A 17,639-nucleotide genomic window follows, 5' to 3' on the forward strand; every position below is an offset into this window, starting at 1 on the left:
GGTCTACAATTAACGGGTCAGATCACAGGCTTTATTTCTATCGAAAATTAAGGTGAGTATTCAGGTCGAATCTCGGTCACAATTTGACCGAGATGTTAGATGAGATCTTATGATAACGGCACGTTATGCGGCGCTAAACAACTGCTGGTGGAGGCGCTGTGCATGGATGTCGGTCATGGCAGCGATGTAGTCGCAGATAATTCGCATGCGTTGAGATTCACTGTCCGCTGCTCGCCATTTCAGACGAGGTTGTTCTGGTAGCAAACGTTCGGCATTAGAGCTTAACGCGTCAAATAAATCCATAATGATTTGTTGTCCGCGATATTCGACAACTTGAATCTCAGGAATTTGAATCACTTTCTGACTTACAAATTGTTTGAACACTTCGAGGGCGTCAGCCATATGTGGCTCTAAATATGCGTTGAAAGCCAGTAAATCACTATCAAAAGGGGCATCGACCGGTTTTACGCTAATGCTGGTCAATAGGGCATTGACGATTCCGCCAATGGCATCCTTACGTTGGTGATGTTTACCGGAAAACAACATGTCACTGATCGAGTCGATATGCTGTTCAAACCATGGGGCTCCGATATCGACTAACTTAGCCGCGCCGTGCTCTTGCCATTGCCCACGGTTAACGAGGCCCATAACTATTGCGTCTTCCAAATCATGTACGCCATAAGCAATATCATCCGCTAATTCCATGATTGAGCAGTCGAGTGATTTAAACCGAGTGCTACTATGAGCCGTTGAGGCCAGTGGGTTGGGGAGCAGCTCGCTGATGCGCTGTTTATCGCCATCAGTTAAAGGTTCGAGAACCCAGTCAAATACTTGCCTATCAATATCATACAAACCTTTCGCTGGGGCCCATTGCTGCGGGTTTAAATGGCGTTGGTGAGCGAGGGCTTGAGGTTGAATTTCAGCGCGGGTTTGACTCAGTAGCGCGGGGTATTTGATTAACCCAAGCAGTGAGCGCCGAGTTAGATTCATACCGTGATGTTCAGTATAGGGCTCAAGCAACGTGACGATGCGAAAAGTCTGCGCATTACCTTCAAAACCGCCATGTTCGCGCATCATATAGTTGAGGGCGATTTCTCCCCCGTGACCATAAGGCGGATGCCCAATATCGTGGGCCAAACACAAAGAATCAATCAAGCTATCGCTTGGCAGCAACGTACGAAACTCTGGCTGCTTCTTCTTTATTTGAGCCACAATCCCGGTGCCAAGTTGTGATGCCTCGAGAGAGTGGGTTAAACGAGTTCGGTGAAAGTCGCTATCTGCAGCCCCATGGACTTGAGTTTTCGATTGCAGGCGACGAAAGGCAGCCGAGTGCAGAATACGCGCTCGGTCACGGTGATAAGGACTACGGTGATCATCGCGGCGAATTTTATGTTCATCATCGTGGCGTGATTGCCATAAAGGGTTAATCTCGAACGTCACTCAATTCTCCTTATGTGATGGGCTCAATGCTTAACTGATCTCATCAAGTGATAACTCAAAGCTTGGGGCAAAGGTATTGAGAAAGTAATCCATCTCATCACTCCAACGCTCTTTTAATGTTACATCCAAGCGCTTTTTCGCTAGAGCATATTCATGATTGCCCGCGCTCAGTTCTTCTAAACATTTCAAATACGCACATATGGTGTCGGCTTGTTTGACGATGTCTGCGTCCTGAGGGTCAGCTTGCTTCGCGATTAAAAACGGCGCAAAGTCATCTTGAAACTCTTGAGGCAACATTGAGAGCAATTTGTGCTCGGCTGCCGCTTCAATCTTTTTGTATTCTTTGGCGATGTCGGGATTATAGTATTTCACAGGCGTCGGCAGATCGCCGGTCAGTACTTCGCTGCTATCATGGTACATCGCCAAAATAGCAATGCGCTCAGGGTTGAGTTCACCGTTAAACTTTTTGTTCTTAATCAGCGCCAGTGCATGGGCAACAAAAGCGACCTGCAAACTGTGTTCTGAGACATTTTCTTTGGAAATTGAGCGCATCAAGGGCCAGCGTTGAATCAGTTTCATACGGGCAAGGTGAGCAAAAAAATGACTTTCTTTCATGATAATCGGCGTCCTTGAAATTGAATGCATCATAGTGACAACAGCCGTTTCGGCATCAATGGTCATTTTGTTCTAAACGAAAATGGGCGCATCAGGTTATAACCAAGATGCGCCCATTTAGCCTAACACGTTAAGTTACTGACGATAAGTCGCTAAAAAGCGCTCAAAGCGGCTTATCGCGACTTCAAGATCTTCGACGTGCGGCAAGGTGACGATGCGGAAGTGATCCGGTTTGGGCCAGTTAAAGCCTGTACCTTGCACCAACAGCACTTTCTCCTGAACTAAGAAGTCGAATACCATCTTTTGGTCATCAACAATGTTGTATTTCTTGGTATCAATTTTTGGGAATAGATACATCGCCCCTTTGGGTTTAACACAGGAGACGCCCGGGATCTGATTAATCATTTCCCATGCTTTGTCACGCTGTTCTAACAGACGACCGCCCGGCAGAATTAATTCATTGATGCTTTGATACCCTCCAAGGGCGGTTTGAATCGCATGCTGCATGGGCACATTGGCACAAAGACGCATTGACGCCAAAATATCGAGCCCCGCAATGTACTTTTGTGCCAGATGTTTTGGCCCAGTTAAGAACATCCATCCGCTGCGAAAGCCGCAAACACGGTAGGCTTTTGATAGACCGTTAAAGGTCATGACCAACACATCTTCAGTCAATGACGCAAGTGGTGTGTGGGTAGCGCCATCGTAGAGAATTTTATCGTAGATTTCGTCGGCAAAAATGATCAAGTTATGCTGACGAGCAATTTCGATGACGTCCAATAAGAAGTCTCGGCTGTATACTGCGCCTGTGGGGTTATTCGGGTTGATTAAGACAATGCCACGTGTGTTTGGAGTAATCTTCTTTTTAATGTCATCAAGATCAGGATACCAATCCGATTCTTCATCACACATGTAATGCACCGCATTGCCCCCAGATAACGCGACCGAAGCGGTCCACAGAGGGTAGTCAGGAGCAGGGACCAGCATTTCGTCGCCGTTATTGAGTAGGGCTTGCATCGCCATGACGATCAACTCAGAAACGCCATTACCGACATAAACATCTTCTACATCTAACGAACGTATCCCTTTACGTTGATAGTGTTGAACGACAGCTTTACGCGCAGAGTAAATGCCTTTTGAGTCAACATATCCTTGTGAGGTTGGAAAATTACGGATGACGTCGACCAAGATTTCGTCCGGGGCGTCAAAACCAAATGGGGCGGGATTCCCGATATTCAGTTTTAGTATTTTATGCCCTTCCTCTTCCATACGTTTAGCATGTTTGAGTACAGGTCCTCTAATGTCATAGCAGACATTATCGAGTTTTGACGACATCCCGATATTTTGCATTGCTCTACCTGTTATATTGCTGAATTTACTTTATTAAGCTACACCAAAAAGAGTATTTTTAGAATAAAAATCTGAATCAAGTCATTATTTTTTAGAATATAAATGGTTTTATTATCTAGGTGGTAAATAAAACCTGCGTAATAGCCTTGATTTGCAAAGGGTCTATTAATAGAGTAATCATCTTATCTTGTTAAAGTGCAAAGCATACGAGGTTGACTTGCCTTACTTTTATCAAGCGGTCAGTGCACTGATTCAGCGAATTGAACGAGCCAGTGTTGGCGCCAATCGCCTAATTCAAAACATTGAACAGACGCCAGATTTCTCATTTATTGATTGGCTCGATGCCCAACCCATCTTTCCTAAATTTTATTGGCAGTCGCGTGATGGTCGAGAAACTGTTGCAGCATTAGGTCAGTTACATACCTTCACCACGCCGTTACCCGCTTATGCCATTTTGGCGGAAGGGCAGCGTGTTTGGGGAGGACGATCGTTTGATGGGCAAACCGAAAAAAACCGCCGCTGCATGGCCTCATTTTTCTTTTTACCTCAGATAGAATTAATCAGCCGTGATGGTGAATGCTTTTTGGCCGTCAACTTAACTTCGGATTTTGAACGGACACTAGATGGCCTACGTCAATTAAGGTTTGAGCTGAGTTCAGCGCCATTACAAGCCAGTGAAGTGCTCAGTGTCACTCATATTCCAAACCAACCGCAATGGCGTGAACTCGTCGGGCAAGTACTGGATGGCATAGAGCAGCAACAATTTAAAAAAGTTGTGCTAGCGAGAAAAACCAGTCTAGAACTCAAATCACCGATTCGTGCGGCGCAGTTGCTTAAAGCGAGCATAGAAAGAAATCGTGACAGCTTTCATTTTTTAATGGCGCTGGACGATAAATTGAGCTTCCTTGGTTCTACGCCAGAGCGTTTATACCAGCGGCAAGGAACAGAGCTCTATACCGAAGCGTTAGCGGGAACCATTGGTCGCGATGCCGATCTGGAGCGCGATACACAACTGGCGAATTGGCTCACTCAAGACAGTAAAAATGTCAATGAAAACCAGTACGTGGTGGATGACATTATTGAACGCTTAACGCCTCATGCCATTGATATCGATGTTGAGTCGCAACTGCAGTTGGTTAAACTGCGTCAAGTTCAACATCTTAAACGTAACATTCATGCGACGTTAAAGCATGGCGTAAACGGCGTACAACTGCTTAGTGCATTGCAGCCTACCGCTGCTGTGGCGGGTTTGCCGCGTGACGCTTCTATGGCGTTTATTCACCAGCATGAGCCTTTTGCTCGTGGCTGGTACGCAGGTTCCATGGGCTACATTAGTCACACTGAAGCGCAGCTTTGTGTGGCGATTCGTAGCGCATTAGTGGTGGATAACCAAGTGCAGTTATTTGCTGGCGCAGGCATTGTTCCCGGCTCGGTAGCCGAACATGAATGGCAGGAGCTCGATAATAAAACATCAACGTTGCTGTCATTGATTACAGAGCCTGACTATGTTGGAGAGCCTTCATGAGTGGAGAGCAAGCGACTTTAAATCGAATTTGGGCCAAGACGTTATTGGAAGAGTTGGCACGTTCGGGCGTTCGTGATGTTTGCTTGGCGCCAGGATCACGTTCAACCCCCCTAGCACTGGAAGCCAATGCCAACCCTAAGCTGACGTTGCATACGCATTTTGATGAGCGCGGTCTGGGCTTTTTAGCTCTGGGTTTGGCGAAGAGTGCGCAGCAAGCTGTGGCGGTGATTGTCACATCCGGAACCGCAGTAGCCAACTTATTGCCAGCGGTCGCCGAATCCGGATTAACGCGCGAAAAGCTCGTATTATTGACTTCAGACAGACCCGTTGAGTTGGTCGGCTGTGGCGCCAACCAAGCCATTAATCAGACCGATATATTTTCGTCACATGTCACCGGCGCTTTATGTCTTCCAAGCCCGACCACACAAGTCAGCCTCAATTGGTTACTGACGTCGGTTGATGACCTGGTGCATCGTCAGTCTCGAGAAGGCGGTGCTATCCATATTAATTGCCCTTATCCCGAGCCATTATATTCTCGCCATGAGCAGGAGTACTTTAGTGATTATGTAAAGGCGGTCGAGCGTTGGCAGCAAAGCGGAGCTGCTTATAGTTGCCAACAGATCGCCGCAGCAAAGGCGCCGCAATGGTCGAGTGATTACGTCCACCGCCGCGGCGTGATAGTTGTCGGCAGTGTGACGTTGACGCAAGGCATACAGGCGTGCGAACTGGCGAAAAAACTCGGCTGGCCAATACTTTGTGACCCGCAAAGTGGCGTTGGTAGTGAGTGGGGGCATTTTGATTTGTGGCTACAACACGCTCACGCTCGCCAGCAGTTGAGTGAGGCGGAAGTGGTGTTACAACTGGGTAGTCGCATCGTCTCTAAGCGCCTAACGCATTGGCTCGCCGAGCAAATGACGCAGCGTCACTGTGAGTACATATATGTCGCGCCAGAACTAGAACGCAATAACCCCTCTCACTTAGCGCAAGCGCATATCGTTGCTAACATTGAACCGTGGATTAAACAGGCCATTTTGGCACTTTCACGTTATGAAAAACCGGTTCAGCAAGGGTGGGCCGATGAGCTGAAATCCCTTTCCCATGATATTGGACATATGGCGCGTTTGTCGCTGTGTACTGAGCGTGAACTCAGTGAAATTGCGGTGGCTTTAAAAGCCACAGAGCTTGAAAAAGACACCTTAGTGTTTGTCGGTAACAGCCTCTTTGTCCGTTTACTTGATATGTTTACGGTTTGGCCTGGCATGTCGGTATACAGCAATCGCGGCGCATCGGGGATTGATGGTTTGATTGCTACAGCAGCGGGTGTTCAGCGTCACCAAAAACAGCCTATGGTGATGTTTGTGGGTGATACGTCGCTGCTTTACGATCTGAATTCATTGGCACTAATGCGCCACCCTCCACAACCCGTCGTCGTGGTGGTGCTTAACAATGATGGCGGCGCGATATTTGATTTGTTGCCAGTGCCTGATGAGCAGCGCCAAGCGCTATATCAAATGCCGCATGGGATGACATTTGAGCATGCCGCTCAGCAATTTGGTTTAGCTTATTGTCGCCCTGAAACGGTCTCTCATTATCAAAGTGCTGTGGATAGGCATCTTTACCACGGAGAGGGCACGTTATTGCTTGAGGTGATGACTCCGCCTCAACAAGCTGCACAGCAGATACACCAACTGATGAGCCAGATTGATGCTTTATAGTCATTTTCAATGCGCTCAACCCGGGCAGCCTGTTGCCGTATTTCTACATGGCCTCTTAGGGAGTAGTGACGATTGGCAAACGAGCCTTAACCAGTTGGCAACGACCAATAAATTAACGATTGATCTTCCCGGTCATGGACAGAGCCAAGCGGTTGCGTGCGAGGGTTTTGACCACTGTTGTCAATTGATACAACAAGCGATTTTGCAACATGTTTCGCCGCAAACACCCGTTGCGCTCGTTGGGTATTCTTTGGGCGCTCGTCTTGTGATGTATGGCGTGGCATTTGAGCGTTTTTCGCGCTTAAACCTTCAGCTTTTACTTTTAGAAGGGGGCAACTTCGGGCTCAAAACTGATCAGCAGCGAGAGGAACGCTGGCGCAATGACAAAGCGTGGGCTAAGCGTTTTGAAGGCGAACCCATTGAACAGGTTTTAAACGACTGGTACCAGCAACCGGTATTTAGTTCATTAAACCATGAGCAAAGACAAATCTTGGTTGCGAAACGGAGTGCTAACCTAGGCGTCTGTATTGCAAACATGCTTTGTTGTACCTCATTAGCGAAACAACCGAATTTATTGACACAACTGCAAAGCATTTCTATTGCAGCACATTATATTTGTGGCATAAAAGACAAGAAATTCTCTGCAATGGCAGAGCAAAGTGGTCTGTCTTATAGCCAAGTGGCGAACGCTGGCCATAATGTTCATCAAGAACAACCTCGTGCGTTTGCCCATCTGATTTTTCAACATCTTCAAGCTATTTCTTCATCGAGCTTGAACCAGACAAGAGAATAACCATGGCACAAACAGTCGGTATCACAGAAGAAGAACTTTACGCGCCCGTTGAATGGGTTGATCATAGCTCAGATTATCAAGATATTTATTTTCACAAGTCGCCTGACGGTATTGCCAAAATCACCATTGCTCGTCCTCAAGTCCGTAACGCTTTCCGTCCTCAAACAGTGAAAGAGATGATTCAAGCTTTGGCGGATGCGCGCTATGATGAACAGGTTGGTGCGATTATTTTAACCGGACTGGGTGAAGATGCGTTTTGTTCTGGTGGTGATCAGAAAATTCGCGGTGACTACGGCGGTTACCAAGATGATTCGGGCACCCATCATCTAAATGTCCTCGATTTTCAGCGTCAGATTCGTACGTGCCCTAAACCTGTGATTGCTTCCGTAGCTGGTTGGGCGGTTGGTGGCGGGCATGTATTACACATGATGTGTGATTTGACCATCGCAGCAGAGAACGCAAAATTTGGTCAAACAGGGCCAAAGGTCGGGTCGTTTGATGGCGGCTGGGGCGCGTCTTATATGGCGCGCATTGTTGGTCAAAAGAAAGCGCGTGAGATTTGGTTCCTATGCCGCTTTTATGACGCCAAAGAAGCTCTTGAAATGGGCTTGGTCAACACGGTTGTCGCACTGGAAGATTTAGAGAAAGAAACGGTACGTTGGTGCCGTGAAACATTGCAACATAGCCCAATGGCGATTCGCTGTTTGAAAGCGGCATTGAACGCAGATTGTGATGGACAGGCAGGGTTACAAGAACTCGCAGGGAATGCGACGATGATGTTCTATATGACCGATGAAGGCCAAGAAGGGCGCAATGCCTTTAATGAGAAACGTCGTCCAGATTTCAATAAGTTCCCTCGTAACCCTTAAGCTAGGTAGACACAAACCTTTACAACCATAAATTGAACCGTGACCGCTTTGTTGCTCTAATCAACTTACAAGGGAAACGGTTCGTTTAACGGGTAGGAACAGAGATGAAATCAGCTAAACTCTACCGTTATCGATTACCGATGGATAGCGGAGTGATTCTTCGAGACACACGGCTCGAGGAACGTGTCGGTTACGTTGTTGAATTGACACAAGATGGCGATGTCGGCCGAGGTGAAATAGCGCCTTTACCGGGGTTTAGCCAAGAAAGCTTAGAGCAAGCGGGTATTCAGGCCCAAGAGATGGCAGAGCTTTGGGTACGAGGTGATGACTTAGATTTAGAGTCAATGCACCCTAGTGTGGCGTTTGGGTTGTCGATGGCGATGCTTGAGTTGGAACAAGGGCTGCCGCTTGATGGCAGCTATCGCAGTGCGCCATTGTGTTATGGTGATGCCGATGACTTAATACCGGTACTGAGTACGCTGTCAGGGGAGTGCGTCGCTAAGATTAAAGTGGGGCTTTACGAACCTATTCGTGACGGTATGTTAGTCAATGTGCTGCTTGAGGCGGTGCCTAAGTTGATGCTGCGCCTTGATGCGAATCGAGCATGGACGCTAGAAAAAGCGCAAAAATTTGCCAGTTACATCACGCCTTCACGTCGTCAACGTATTGCGTTTATCGAAGAGCCGTGTAAAAGCCCAGGAGATAGCTTAAGTTTCGCTATAAATACCGGCATTGCGATCGCTTGGGATGAAACCCTGCAGGAAGCGGTACGTGATGAAGAGTTTAGCTTAGAAGATCTCACCGGCGTAAAAACGATTGTTATCAAACCGACGCTGATTGGTTCGGTACTGCGTTGTATCACTTTAATAAAACGTTCGCGTGATTTAGGCATTCAGCCCATCATTAGCTCTAGCCTTGAATCCAGCTTGGGCTTGAACCAACTCGCTCGCTTGTCGAAATGGTTATTGCCTAATGTCACTCCGGGGCTGGATACCGCGCAGCTGTTTCAGGCTCAGCTTGAGGTGCCGTGGCCTAATAGCCCACTCCCAGTTTGTGCGCTCAATGAACAAGAGTTACTTTGGCAATCTTAATGCAACCTCAGCAAAATCCTTTCGAATTTTGGGCATCACAACGTGGTGATGCCTGCGCATTAGTGACGCCCAATGAGCGCATCAGTTGGCAGCAGTTAGCTGGGCATGTAAGCAGTATTGCCAGGCAACTAGCAGAGCAAGGTGTCACAGCAGGCAGTGTGGTGACCTTAGTCGGGAAAGACTCACAGCAAATGCTGTGGTATTTACTTGGCGCTATGCATCTTGGCGCGATTACGGCGCTCACCATGCCCCAACCTAAGTCACTACTAAAGGATAAACTCGACGCTTTGTATAAGCATGACCAGGCGCAGTGGCGCTGGTTAGATGCCAACGCAGAACGTGAGGCGCAGCTGTGTTCCACATTACAGCCATTGCTATGGACGGACTCATTACCTCACGTGACGTCTAATTATTGTCTTGATGCACTCGCTACGATCGTCTTTACGTCAGGCTCTACGGGGCGTCCGAAAGCGGTGGCGCACAGTCACGCTCAGCATTTTGCGTCCGCCAACGGTCTATTGCAAAAGTTTGCTTTTACCTGCGATGATACTTGGCTACTCAGTTTACCGATTTACCACGTCTCGGGTTTGTCGATCATTTATCGTTGGCTGGCAGCAGGGGGCTGCCTGAAATTAGCTTCAGGCGACTTACATCAAGATATTCAGGATGCGACGCACGCCTCTTTGGTTCCCACCCAGCTTCAGCGCTTACTGACAAGCTCAACCCCTCTCAAGTTAACCCATGTTTTGCTTGGTGGCGGGCATATACCAACAGAGCTGGCTGAGCGGGCGAATGCATTGGGCGTTCAAACTTGGATAGGGTACGGCATGACAGAGGCGGCCTCGACCATCAGTGCAAAAGCGGTGGATGGGCAAACGGGTGTTGGTGATGTGCTGCCAAATCGCCAAGTGAAAATTGAGGGTAATCATATCTTTATCGGTGGTGATACGTTAGCCAGCGGCTACTATTTCCAAGGCACGCTCCGCTCACTTCGTTCAGACAGCGGTTGGTTTGCCAGCGGCGACCTCGGAAAGTGGCAAGCAAATCAGCTGCATATTATTGGTCGCGCCGATAATCTGTTTATCTCTGGCGGCGAGAATATACATTGTGAGGAAGTTGAAGCCGCGCTGGTTGGGTTTCCCAAGGTGTTGCAAGCTTTTGTTGTTCCAATTGAAAGTGAAGAGTTTGGAGCGCGCCCGGTTGCGATTCTTGATGCGGCATCATTACCACCGCGAGATAAACTTGAAGCGTGGTTACATCATCATTTGGTAAAATTTAAATGGCCGGACCATTACTTTTTGATGCCAGAGGCTCTGAAGCAAAGTGGCATTAAGGTTTCTCGTCAGGCGCTTAAGCAGTGGCTTAACGAAACAACCGAGTTTGAAGTTATTTCTTAGTTCAAAAATGAATTTGTACCAATATAACTTGTATTCATAATAAGCGTATATATTAGCTTGTTATGGGTATAAGAAATGAAATGGGCGATAGTCACTGCGATCGTATTACAACTTGTCTTAGCCAGTTTGACGCAAGGCTTACCGCGTTCTTTGGCTGAGCTAAGTGGGTTTGTATTACTTTTAGCCATCGTACTTGAGCGCCAGTTTTCAGGTAAAACAGCCCGTTAATTTTAACGGCTCAACCGAGCATAATCCAAGCCAGTGAACTGAGCGATACACTGACCCATAGCCCCACTCCGAGCACTAGAGGCTTAACGCCCGCGCCCCGCATCTTTTCCACCGAAATACCACAGCCAATCAAAAACAAGCAGATGATCAACGCGCGTTTTGAAACGGAAAATATACTTTGATACAACGTTGAGAATTGTGGCCATTGATCACTTACGATGATCGCCAGCGCATAAAAAGCGATAAAGTATGGGAGCACCCATTTTTTTCTATGGCTTCGAAATAACACGGCACTGATCAGAGCCACTGGGATGATCCACAGGGCGCGTGTCAGCTTTAATGTCGTCGCTGTGGTTAGGGCTTGCTCGCCATAAGCTGATGCGGCGCCGACGACGGAAGAGGTATCGTGAATGGCGACTGCAGCCCAAGTGCCAAATTCAAGTTGAGACATGCCTAAAGCATGACCGATGACCGGGAATACAAACAGCGCGACAGAATTGAGAATAAACACCGTCGCTAAGGCCAGCCCCATTTGATCGTCCTTCGCATTGATGGCAGGGGCGACGGCTGCGATAGCGCTCCCTCCACAAATCGCCGTACCCGCAGAGATAAGGTAGCCTGTCCGTGATTCTAACTTAAGCCATTGGCTCATAAAGTAACCGAGAATCAGTGTGCCTGTGATAGAGATGAGAATTAAGCCAATACTGTCAGTGGTAACCGTTAGAGCTTGCTGCAAGGGAACGCCAAAGCCTAGCCCAATGATTGAGTAACTAAGCAGCTTTTTGGTAATAGCGGTGACGGGAATACGCGCTGGTACTTGCTGGGTTACAGAGAGTAAAAAACCGATTAATAGTGCAGATGGCGAACTGGCGTAGGGCGTGAGGCAATAGGCTAACGCTAAGAGAAAAGGAATGAATTTAATATTATTCGCCATAAGTGACACTCGCATCAAAGAGGAAGTAAGTGTAACAATGTGGCGTTAATATAAAATCTGATAATTCTGAACCAGCGTTCAGATAAACTGAACGCTGGTGTTGTTCTACAATCAGTGACTTTATCGCCAGTCACCACGCAAGGCCGCAACCTTGTACTGCATGACGCTGGTGGTCGCCTGACTAGAATCGACTGGCTGACCGGCCTCGATTTCAACTTGTGAACGGCGAAGCCTTGGGCAACCGCAACAAGCAGAGCCGTTTTTACGGCTAAAGTAGCTACCCCATAACCCTTTGATGGCGATTGGAATTACTGGTACTGGGCTGCGTTTAAGAATGATATCCATGCCGCGCATAAAGGGATGAACCTCGCCATCAGGCGTCAGTCGACCCTCTGGGAAAATACACACAATATGACCTTGATGGAGTGCTTCTTCGACTTGGGAAAACGCTCGGCGAATCGAACTTTGGCGCTTGGCCGAAATTGGAATAACGCCAGCACGTTTTAAGAAACGGCGAATCGGGGGATAATTGGCGTAATCCTCTTCCATCACAAAACGAATCAGACGCGGGCAAACGGCACTCAACATCAGCGCATCCATATAACTGACATGATTACACACCAGCAGCGCACCGCCTTTTTCTGGAAGGTGATGCAGGTTTTTGTGTTTTACCCGGTAGAGGGTATGAGTTAACACCCACACCAGCAAGCGAACGACAAACATTGGGACGCTAAAAAAGAGCAGAGCGGTGACCACCAAATTCAGCCCGGCAAGTAACAAGAAGAGCTGTGGAATAGATAACCCAATGACACTCAAGCAGAGAATGCCAAATACCGCGCTCATCACCATAAACAGCGAGTTATAAATATTTAAAGCCGCCACGACTTGCGCGCGTTCGGTTTCTTTCGAGCGATACTGCATCAGCGCGTATAAAGGAACGATGAAAACGCCCCCAGATGCTCCGAGTAGCAATAAGTAGGCAAACACAGGCCACAATGTGCTGTCACTAATAAACTGCGCAAAACTTGTGTAACTGGGTACATGTTCGGGAACGGATGCCGCCATCAACCCACCGAATAAGGTTATACCAAGGCTTCCAAGCGGTACGACGCCGATTTCAATTCGGTGATTGGAAATTTTATCACAGGCCAAAGACCCGACGGCGACGCCAACGGAGAACAGGGCAAGCAAAAACGAAACCGCGCTTTCACTGCCATGCAGATACAATTTAGTAAAGTTTGGAAATTGGGTTAAATAGGTCGCACCAAGAAACCAAAACCAACTGATTGCCATCAATGACCAAAAGACTGCTCGGTCTGATTTTGCAATGCTCAAGGTTTGACGCGTTTGCGCGATAGGACGCCATTTAAAGTCAATGTCAGGTGCACTGGCTGGCGCTTTTGGGATCTGTCGACTGGCGATATAACCAAGCAGCGAAAACAAAACCACCGCGCCTGCGGCAATATATTGTGCATAGTGCGCCGAAGCAATAACCCCAGCCCCAAGCGTCCCTAGCAGTATCGCGAGAAATGTGCCTGTCTCGACAAGTGCATTACCGGGAACCAGTTCCTTTTCTCCTAACTGTTGAGGGAGAAGGGCATACTTAACCGGGCCAAAAAAGGCGGATTGGGTTCCCATCAAAAAGAGTAAGAGAAGCAAAATGACATAGCTTTCGGTTAAAAAGCCAATGGCACCAAGCAGCATAATTCCAATCTCTGCGAGCTTAACTTTTCGAATAAATCCGGATTTTTCGTATTTGTCTGCCAGTACACCTGCAGACGCTGAAAACAAAAAGAATGGCAGGATAAATAACCCAGCTGCAAGATTGATAAATAGGTTACTGGACATCGACAAAGCCTCTGCGCTTGCAAAGGCAACGAAAAGAAGTAAAACGTTTTTAAAAATATTGTCGTTAAAGGCACCAAGAAACTGAGTAATAAAATACGGCAGAAAGCGGCGCTGGGTAAGAAGAGAGGGTTTTGATTCCGCCATGATGCGTTACCAATGTCGCAGGTAGTTAGACAGCAAATTTTCGATTAGCTCTTTGCCATTAATTGGCTCAGCCGCAAAAAATTTATCATCAACGCTGAGTAGCGTAATTCCATGAACACCAGACCATAGCACGCGACTCGCTTTGAGTACTTCTTGCTCTGAGTGCGACGGACCGAGCATACGTAACAAGCCTTCCAACATATTGGTCATATTTTCAATGCGATTTGCTTGCCACTCTGGCAATTGATCACCATTCATATTGTGTTCAAAAATCAGTTGCCAACGGTAGGGGTGCTTTTTCGCGAAATCATGGTAACAATAAGCGAGTTCATATAAAGCAACGCTTGGGTCGGTTTGCTTTGAGGTGACTTTTTGGGCTTCCTTGGCTAATTCGTCGACAGTTTGTGCAACAACATGTAACAACAACAAGTTGTAATTCCCAAATACATTAACCAAAGTGCTGGGGACGTAGCCAATCATATTTGCTACTTTACGCAGACTCAGTTCGTGGTAGGAGTGAGAATTCAAAAAAGTTTTTACCGTATTAAGTGTCAGAGCGATCAACTCTTCCCTTGTGTGATCGTTTCTTCTAGCCATGATCCCAAGTCATTAATGAACAATGTTCAATATAGTAAAGAGCAGCGGATACAAGCGTCAACCAATTCGCTTTATTATTTGCAATATTCTGATACATCTATCTAAGAATCCCCGGTTTTATTCCATCAACTAACTGGCTATGATGTCGATGAACCTGCTCTATTCTGAAGGAATTACATGAAACGTCTTTTTTCTTTTGTCGCACTGCTTATGATTGCAGTGGTATCTGTCCCACATGCTGAAGCAAGGAAACTTGGTGGTGGGAAAAGCTTTGGTAAAGCGTTTAAAACCGCGCCTGCACCTAAGCAGTCTGCGCAAAATACCAGTACTTTAGGTAACAATAAAGCGGCTACAAATTCAACATCAGGGAAGAGAGGTCTGATGGGCGGTCTGCTTGGCGGCTTATTAGCAGGTGGTTTGTTGGCTGCGTTCTTTGGCGGCGCATTTGAAGGTATTCAGTTTATGGATATCCTTATCATCGGTTTGATCGCGTTCTTCATCTTCAGAATGATGCGAGGCACATTAGCGGCGAAGCAGAGCAGTATGAATCAGCAGCAGCCTGCTTTTGGTGGTGCGCAGCGTCAATATGAGCAGCCAAATGTGCACAATTTTGAGCAACCTGCAGGTTCTGCAAGCACAGGCTTTGGCGCACAAACCGATGTTCCCCACAACTACCCACCAGGGTTTGATCAAGCGGCTTTTATCAATGGGTCTCGCGAACACTACCGAATTTTGCAGGGAGCGTGGAACTACAATCAGCTTGAGACACTAGAAGAATATATGTCGCCAAGTCTGTTTGAAGAACTGAAACAAGAGCGAGCAAAATTGGATGGTGAGCAGCACACTGACGTTATGTATGTGGACGCAGAAATTGTCCGTGCAGATTATGACGCGAATAAAGCGCAGTTAAGCTTGCAATTTACCGGACGTTACGCTGATAAAGTCGAAGGTATTGAAGAAGATATCACCGATGTGTGGCATTTAGAGCGTGATTTAACCGTGCCAAATGCACCATGGTTGATTGTTGGCATTCAAGGCTAATCGCGCAAGGCCTAACGTTTATAAAGCCTCGCTGATGCGAGGCTTTTTTATGTTCCAGACTACCGATGGCGGTGTTCAACCGTTATGATGGAATGATAAATACATCATCAAAAGGAAGTAACGTGCCTGACTTTAAATATCAACAACTATCTCAACAGCAGCAGGACCAACTCGACGCAGCGGTATTTCGCCGTTTACTCGCGCATCTTGATGACAATAAGGATGTACAAAACATAGACTTAATGATCTTGGCGGGTTTCTGCCGAAATTGCTTCAGCAAGTGGTATCAAGCGGAAGCGGAGAGTCAAGGTCTCGGCCTCGACCTTGATGACGCACGAGAGCGCGTGTACGGCATGACTTACGACGAGTGGAAACAAAACCATCAGCCGCCAGCAACCCCTGAGCAGTTAGCGGCCTACGAAGCAAAACAAAACCGATAGTCACTGTCGCTGGCGAAAGATATTGGCATTGATGATTTCCAATATATCATCAATGCCAAAATAAAAATCATAACGCAATTTATATCTTAGTTAGTTTTATATTATATAATGCATATAAAAGTTTAATTAATTAATATTTCTTCCTTCCTCCTTTATTATTGTTTTATATTCTTTGCGTAGTTGATGTTCCTTATATTATGAATTAGATGTAAACGAATGTTCATTTCCCATTTTCTTCACCTCTAAACGATATCTTTTTGAATGTTGGGATATAGTTGGACCAATACTTAAATGTGTAGGCCTCTATAAGAAAAAGCGTGTTGAGGGTTGTTAGGCCCTAAGGGGTATAGCCGATAGTGGTCATACTCATAAAGTCTTGCTTGGGGTTAATAATATATAGCTAAATTAAACTAGACGCTTGGATAAGCTCTGGTTAACTATTGAATTTATATTAATGTATTTTATTTTTGTTCGTTTTGAAAATTAATTCTTAATATCTGGAATATCGTTCTAATTGAATTTGTCGTGTTTTAAATTTAATTTATAAATGCTGTGATGGTTAATTATTGTATTTTATTGGCCAGCATGTTTATGAATAAAAGAAATATAAAAGTCGATACGCTAAGAGGTTTGGCGTGTATATTATTAGTTGCGTTTCATGTCATTGGAAGTGATGCGAGTAATGGTTTGAGGGTCGACACCGGATGGTACCGAGAAATCAACGATACCTTTGCCTATATACGTATGCCTCTTTTTACTTTCATCTCAGGGGTTGTGTATGCATATCGCCCTTTCAATGGAGATTTTGGGCGTTTCTTAAGCGGCAAGTTTAAGCGCGTGTTGGTTCCGATGCTGACACTGGGGACTCTGTTTGCCATTGTCCAATCTGCAACACCTGGTACCAATGGCGGCTATTTTAACTGGAAGCTTTTGCATATTATTCCAGTGGCACACTTTTGGTTTGTTGAAGCGATTTTCATCATTTTTGCGATTGTCTCTGTATTGGAGTATCTGCGCTTGCTCTCTAAACCAGTGACTTTTTTTCTGGTATTCCTCGCGGCGGCAGCGGTATTTTTATCTCATGTCACGATCTCATATTTCTCCTTACAAGGCGTCGCTTATCTCATGCCGTATTTTTTAACTGGCCTTGCGGTGCAGCGTTTTGGGATTCTTAGTAAAATTCCACCGCTGATGGGTGGTGTAATGGCTCTGGCTGTTGTGCTGTATTTAGTCTCAATCATGCTCGGTTACTTTGAGCTTGAAGGCCGATTGTCGTTGCAGGCGCTCATCTGTGGCATGGTGTTTTGTGTGGGGGCTCTGACTTTAGGCGCTGAAAATACGGCGCTGGCGAGAATTGGTTATTTCTCCTTTACCATTTATCTACTGCACGTGTTCTTTACGTCTGCCGTTCGAATTCTGATGCATAAGTTGGGAATCTATAATCTTGATTTGGTGTTTTTACTGGCCCTATTCGCAGGCGTGTTTGGACCAATTATTGCGGAATTAGTACTCGATGGGACGAACGTTACGCGCCAATACTTGCTCGGCAAACGTAAGGTCGAGCAGCAACAGTTGTGGTTCAGTTCTCGGTTTTTGTCGAAATCCTAATTAT

At 46.5% G+C, this 17,639-nt stretch carries 16 protein-coding genes; 10 read left to right on the forward strand and 6 right to left on the reverse strand.

Features of this window, described 5'->3' with window-relative positions; genetic code table 11:
- Positions 1 to 123 precede the first annotated feature (123 nt).
- The 3 genes from M1D72_RS11810 to M1D72_RS11820 form a co-directional block, all read right to left on the reverse strand.
- Positions 124 to 1,440: an anti-phage deoxyguanosine triphosphatase gene (locus M1D72_RS11810; RefSeq protein WP_456296986.1), complete on the reverse strand. Its 1,317-nt coding sequence runs from the start codon at positions 1,438 to 1,440 to the stop codon at positions 124 to 126.
- Positions 1,441 to 1,470: 30 nt separating this feature from the next.
- Positions 1,471 to 2,055, reverse strand: a complete 585-nt coding sequence (gene yfbR / locus M1D72_RS11815) for a 5'-deoxynucleotidase (RefSeq protein ID WP_390190774.1) — start codon at positions 2,053 to 2,055, stop codon at positions 1,471 to 1,473.
- Between the two features lie 135 nt (positions 2,056 to 2,190).
- Positions 2,191 to 3,405: a pyridoxal phosphate-dependent aminotransferase gene (locus M1D72_RS11820; RefSeq protein WP_390190772.1), complete on the reverse strand. Its 1,215-nt coding sequence runs from the start codon at positions 3,403 to 3,405 to the stop codon at positions 2,191 to 2,193.
- Positions 3,406 to 3,622: 217 nt separating this feature from the next.
- Between M1D72_RS11820 and M1D72_RS11825 the strand changes: the two genes are divergently transcribed.
- The 7 genes from M1D72_RS11825 (at position 3,623) to M1D72_RS11855 (ending at position 11,023) form a co-directional block, all read left to right on the forward strand.
- Entirely contained in the window at positions 3,623 to 4,930 is a 1,308-nt protein-coding gene (locus M1D72_RS11825; RefSeq protein WP_456296987.1) for an isochorismate synthase, read from the forward strand.
- Positions 4,927 to 6,645, forward strand: coding sequence for a 2-succinyl-5-enolpyruvyl-6-hydroxy-3-cyclohexene-1-carboxylic-acid synthase (gene menD, locus M1D72_RS11830; protein WP_456296988.1), 1,719 nt, complete (start codon positions 4,927 to 4,929; stop codon positions 6,643 to 6,645). The genes M1D72_RS11825 and menD overlap by 4 nt, the downstream gene beginning before the upstream one ends.
- Positions 6,635 to 7,438: a 2-succinyl-6-hydroxy-2,4-cyclohexadiene-1-carboxylate synthase gene (menH, locus tag M1D72_RS11835; protein ID WP_456296989.1), complete on the forward strand. Its 804-nt coding sequence runs from the start codon at positions 6,635 to 6,637 to the stop codon at positions 7,436 to 7,438. The genes menD and menH overlap by 11 nt, the downstream gene beginning before the upstream one ends.
- 2 nt (positions 7,439 to 7,440) lie before the next feature.
- Positions 7,441 to 8,307, forward strand: coding sequence for a 1,4-dihydroxy-2-naphthoyl-CoA synthase (gene menB / locus M1D72_RS11840; protein WP_390190764.1), 867 nt, complete (start codon positions 7,441 to 7,443; stop codon positions 8,305 to 8,307).
- 104 nt (positions 8,308 to 8,411) lie between these two features.
- Entirely contained in the window at positions 8,412 to 9,398 is a 987-nt protein-coding gene (menC, locus tag M1D72_RS11845; protein ID WP_390190763.1) for an o-succinylbenzoate synthase, read from the forward strand.
- Positions 9,398 to 10,795: an o-succinylbenzoate--CoA ligase gene (gene menE, locus M1D72_RS11850; protein WP_456296990.1), complete on the forward strand. Its 1,398-nt coding sequence runs from the start codon at positions 9,398 to 9,400 to the stop codon at positions 10,793 to 10,795. Before menC ends, menE begins: the two co-directional genes overlap by 1 nt.
- 75 nt (positions 10,796 to 10,870) lie before the next feature.
- Positions 10,871 to 11,023 carry a hypothetical protein gene (locus M1D72_RS11855; protein ID WP_390190760.1) on the forward strand — a complete coding sequence of 51 codons (153 nt, stop codon included), beginning with the start codon at positions 10,871 to 10,873 and terminating at the stop codon, positions 11,021 to 11,023.
- A 10-nt stretch (positions 11,024 to 11,033) separates the two neighbouring features.
- Here M1D72_RS11855 and M1D72_RS11860 read toward each other — a convergent pair whose 3' ends face one another.
- The 3 genes from M1D72_RS11860 to M1D72_RS11870 all read right to left on the reverse strand — a co-directional run bounded on the left by M1D72_RS11860 (position 11,034) and on the right by M1D72_RS11870 (position 14,546).
- Positions 11,034 to 11,957, reverse strand: coding sequence for a YeiH family protein (locus tag M1D72_RS11860; protein ID WP_456296991.1), 924 nt, complete (start codon positions 11,955 to 11,957; stop codon positions 11,034 to 11,036).
- Positions 11,958 to 12,077: 120 nt separating this feature from the next.
- Positions 12,078 to 13,949 carry an MFS transporter gene (locus tag M1D72_RS11865; protein WP_456296992.1) on the reverse strand — a complete coding sequence of 624 codons (1,872 nt, stop codon included), beginning with the start codon at positions 13,947 to 13,949 and terminating at the stop codon, positions 12,078 to 12,080.
- Between the two features lie 6 nt (positions 13,950 to 13,955).
- Complete coding sequence (locus M1D72_RS11870; RefSeq protein WP_456296993.1) at positions 13,956 to 14,546, reverse strand: TetR/AcrR family transcriptional regulator; 591 nt, start codon at positions 14,544 to 14,546, stop codon at positions 13,956 to 13,958.
- Between the two features lie 177 nt (positions 14,547 to 14,723).
- Between M1D72_RS11870 and M1D72_RS11875 the strand changes: the two genes are divergently transcribed.
- From M1D72_RS11875 to M1D72_RS11885, 3 genes are all read left to right on the forward strand, one after another.
- Positions 14,724 to 15,587, forward strand: coding sequence for a Tim44 domain-containing protein (locus tag M1D72_RS11875; protein WP_456296994.1), 864 nt, complete (start codon positions 14,724 to 14,726; stop codon positions 15,585 to 15,587).
- A gap of 122 nt (positions 15,588 to 15,709) precedes the next feature.
- Positions 15,710 to 16,027, forward strand: a complete 318-nt coding sequence (locus M1D72_RS11880; protein ID WP_390190755.1) for a DUF1244 domain-containing protein — start codon at positions 15,710 to 15,712, stop codon at positions 16,025 to 16,027.
- Between the two features lie 591 nt (positions 16,028 to 16,618).
- On the forward strand, positions 16,619 to 17,635 hold the full coding sequence (locus M1D72_RS11885; RefSeq protein WP_456296995.1) for an acyltransferase family protein: 1,017 nt from the start codon (positions 16,619 to 16,621) through the stop codon (positions 17,633 to 17,635).
- Positions 17,636 to 17,639: the final 4 nt, after the last annotated feature.

It is taken from the genome of Vibrio sp. AK197 (genome assembly GCF_053903115.1).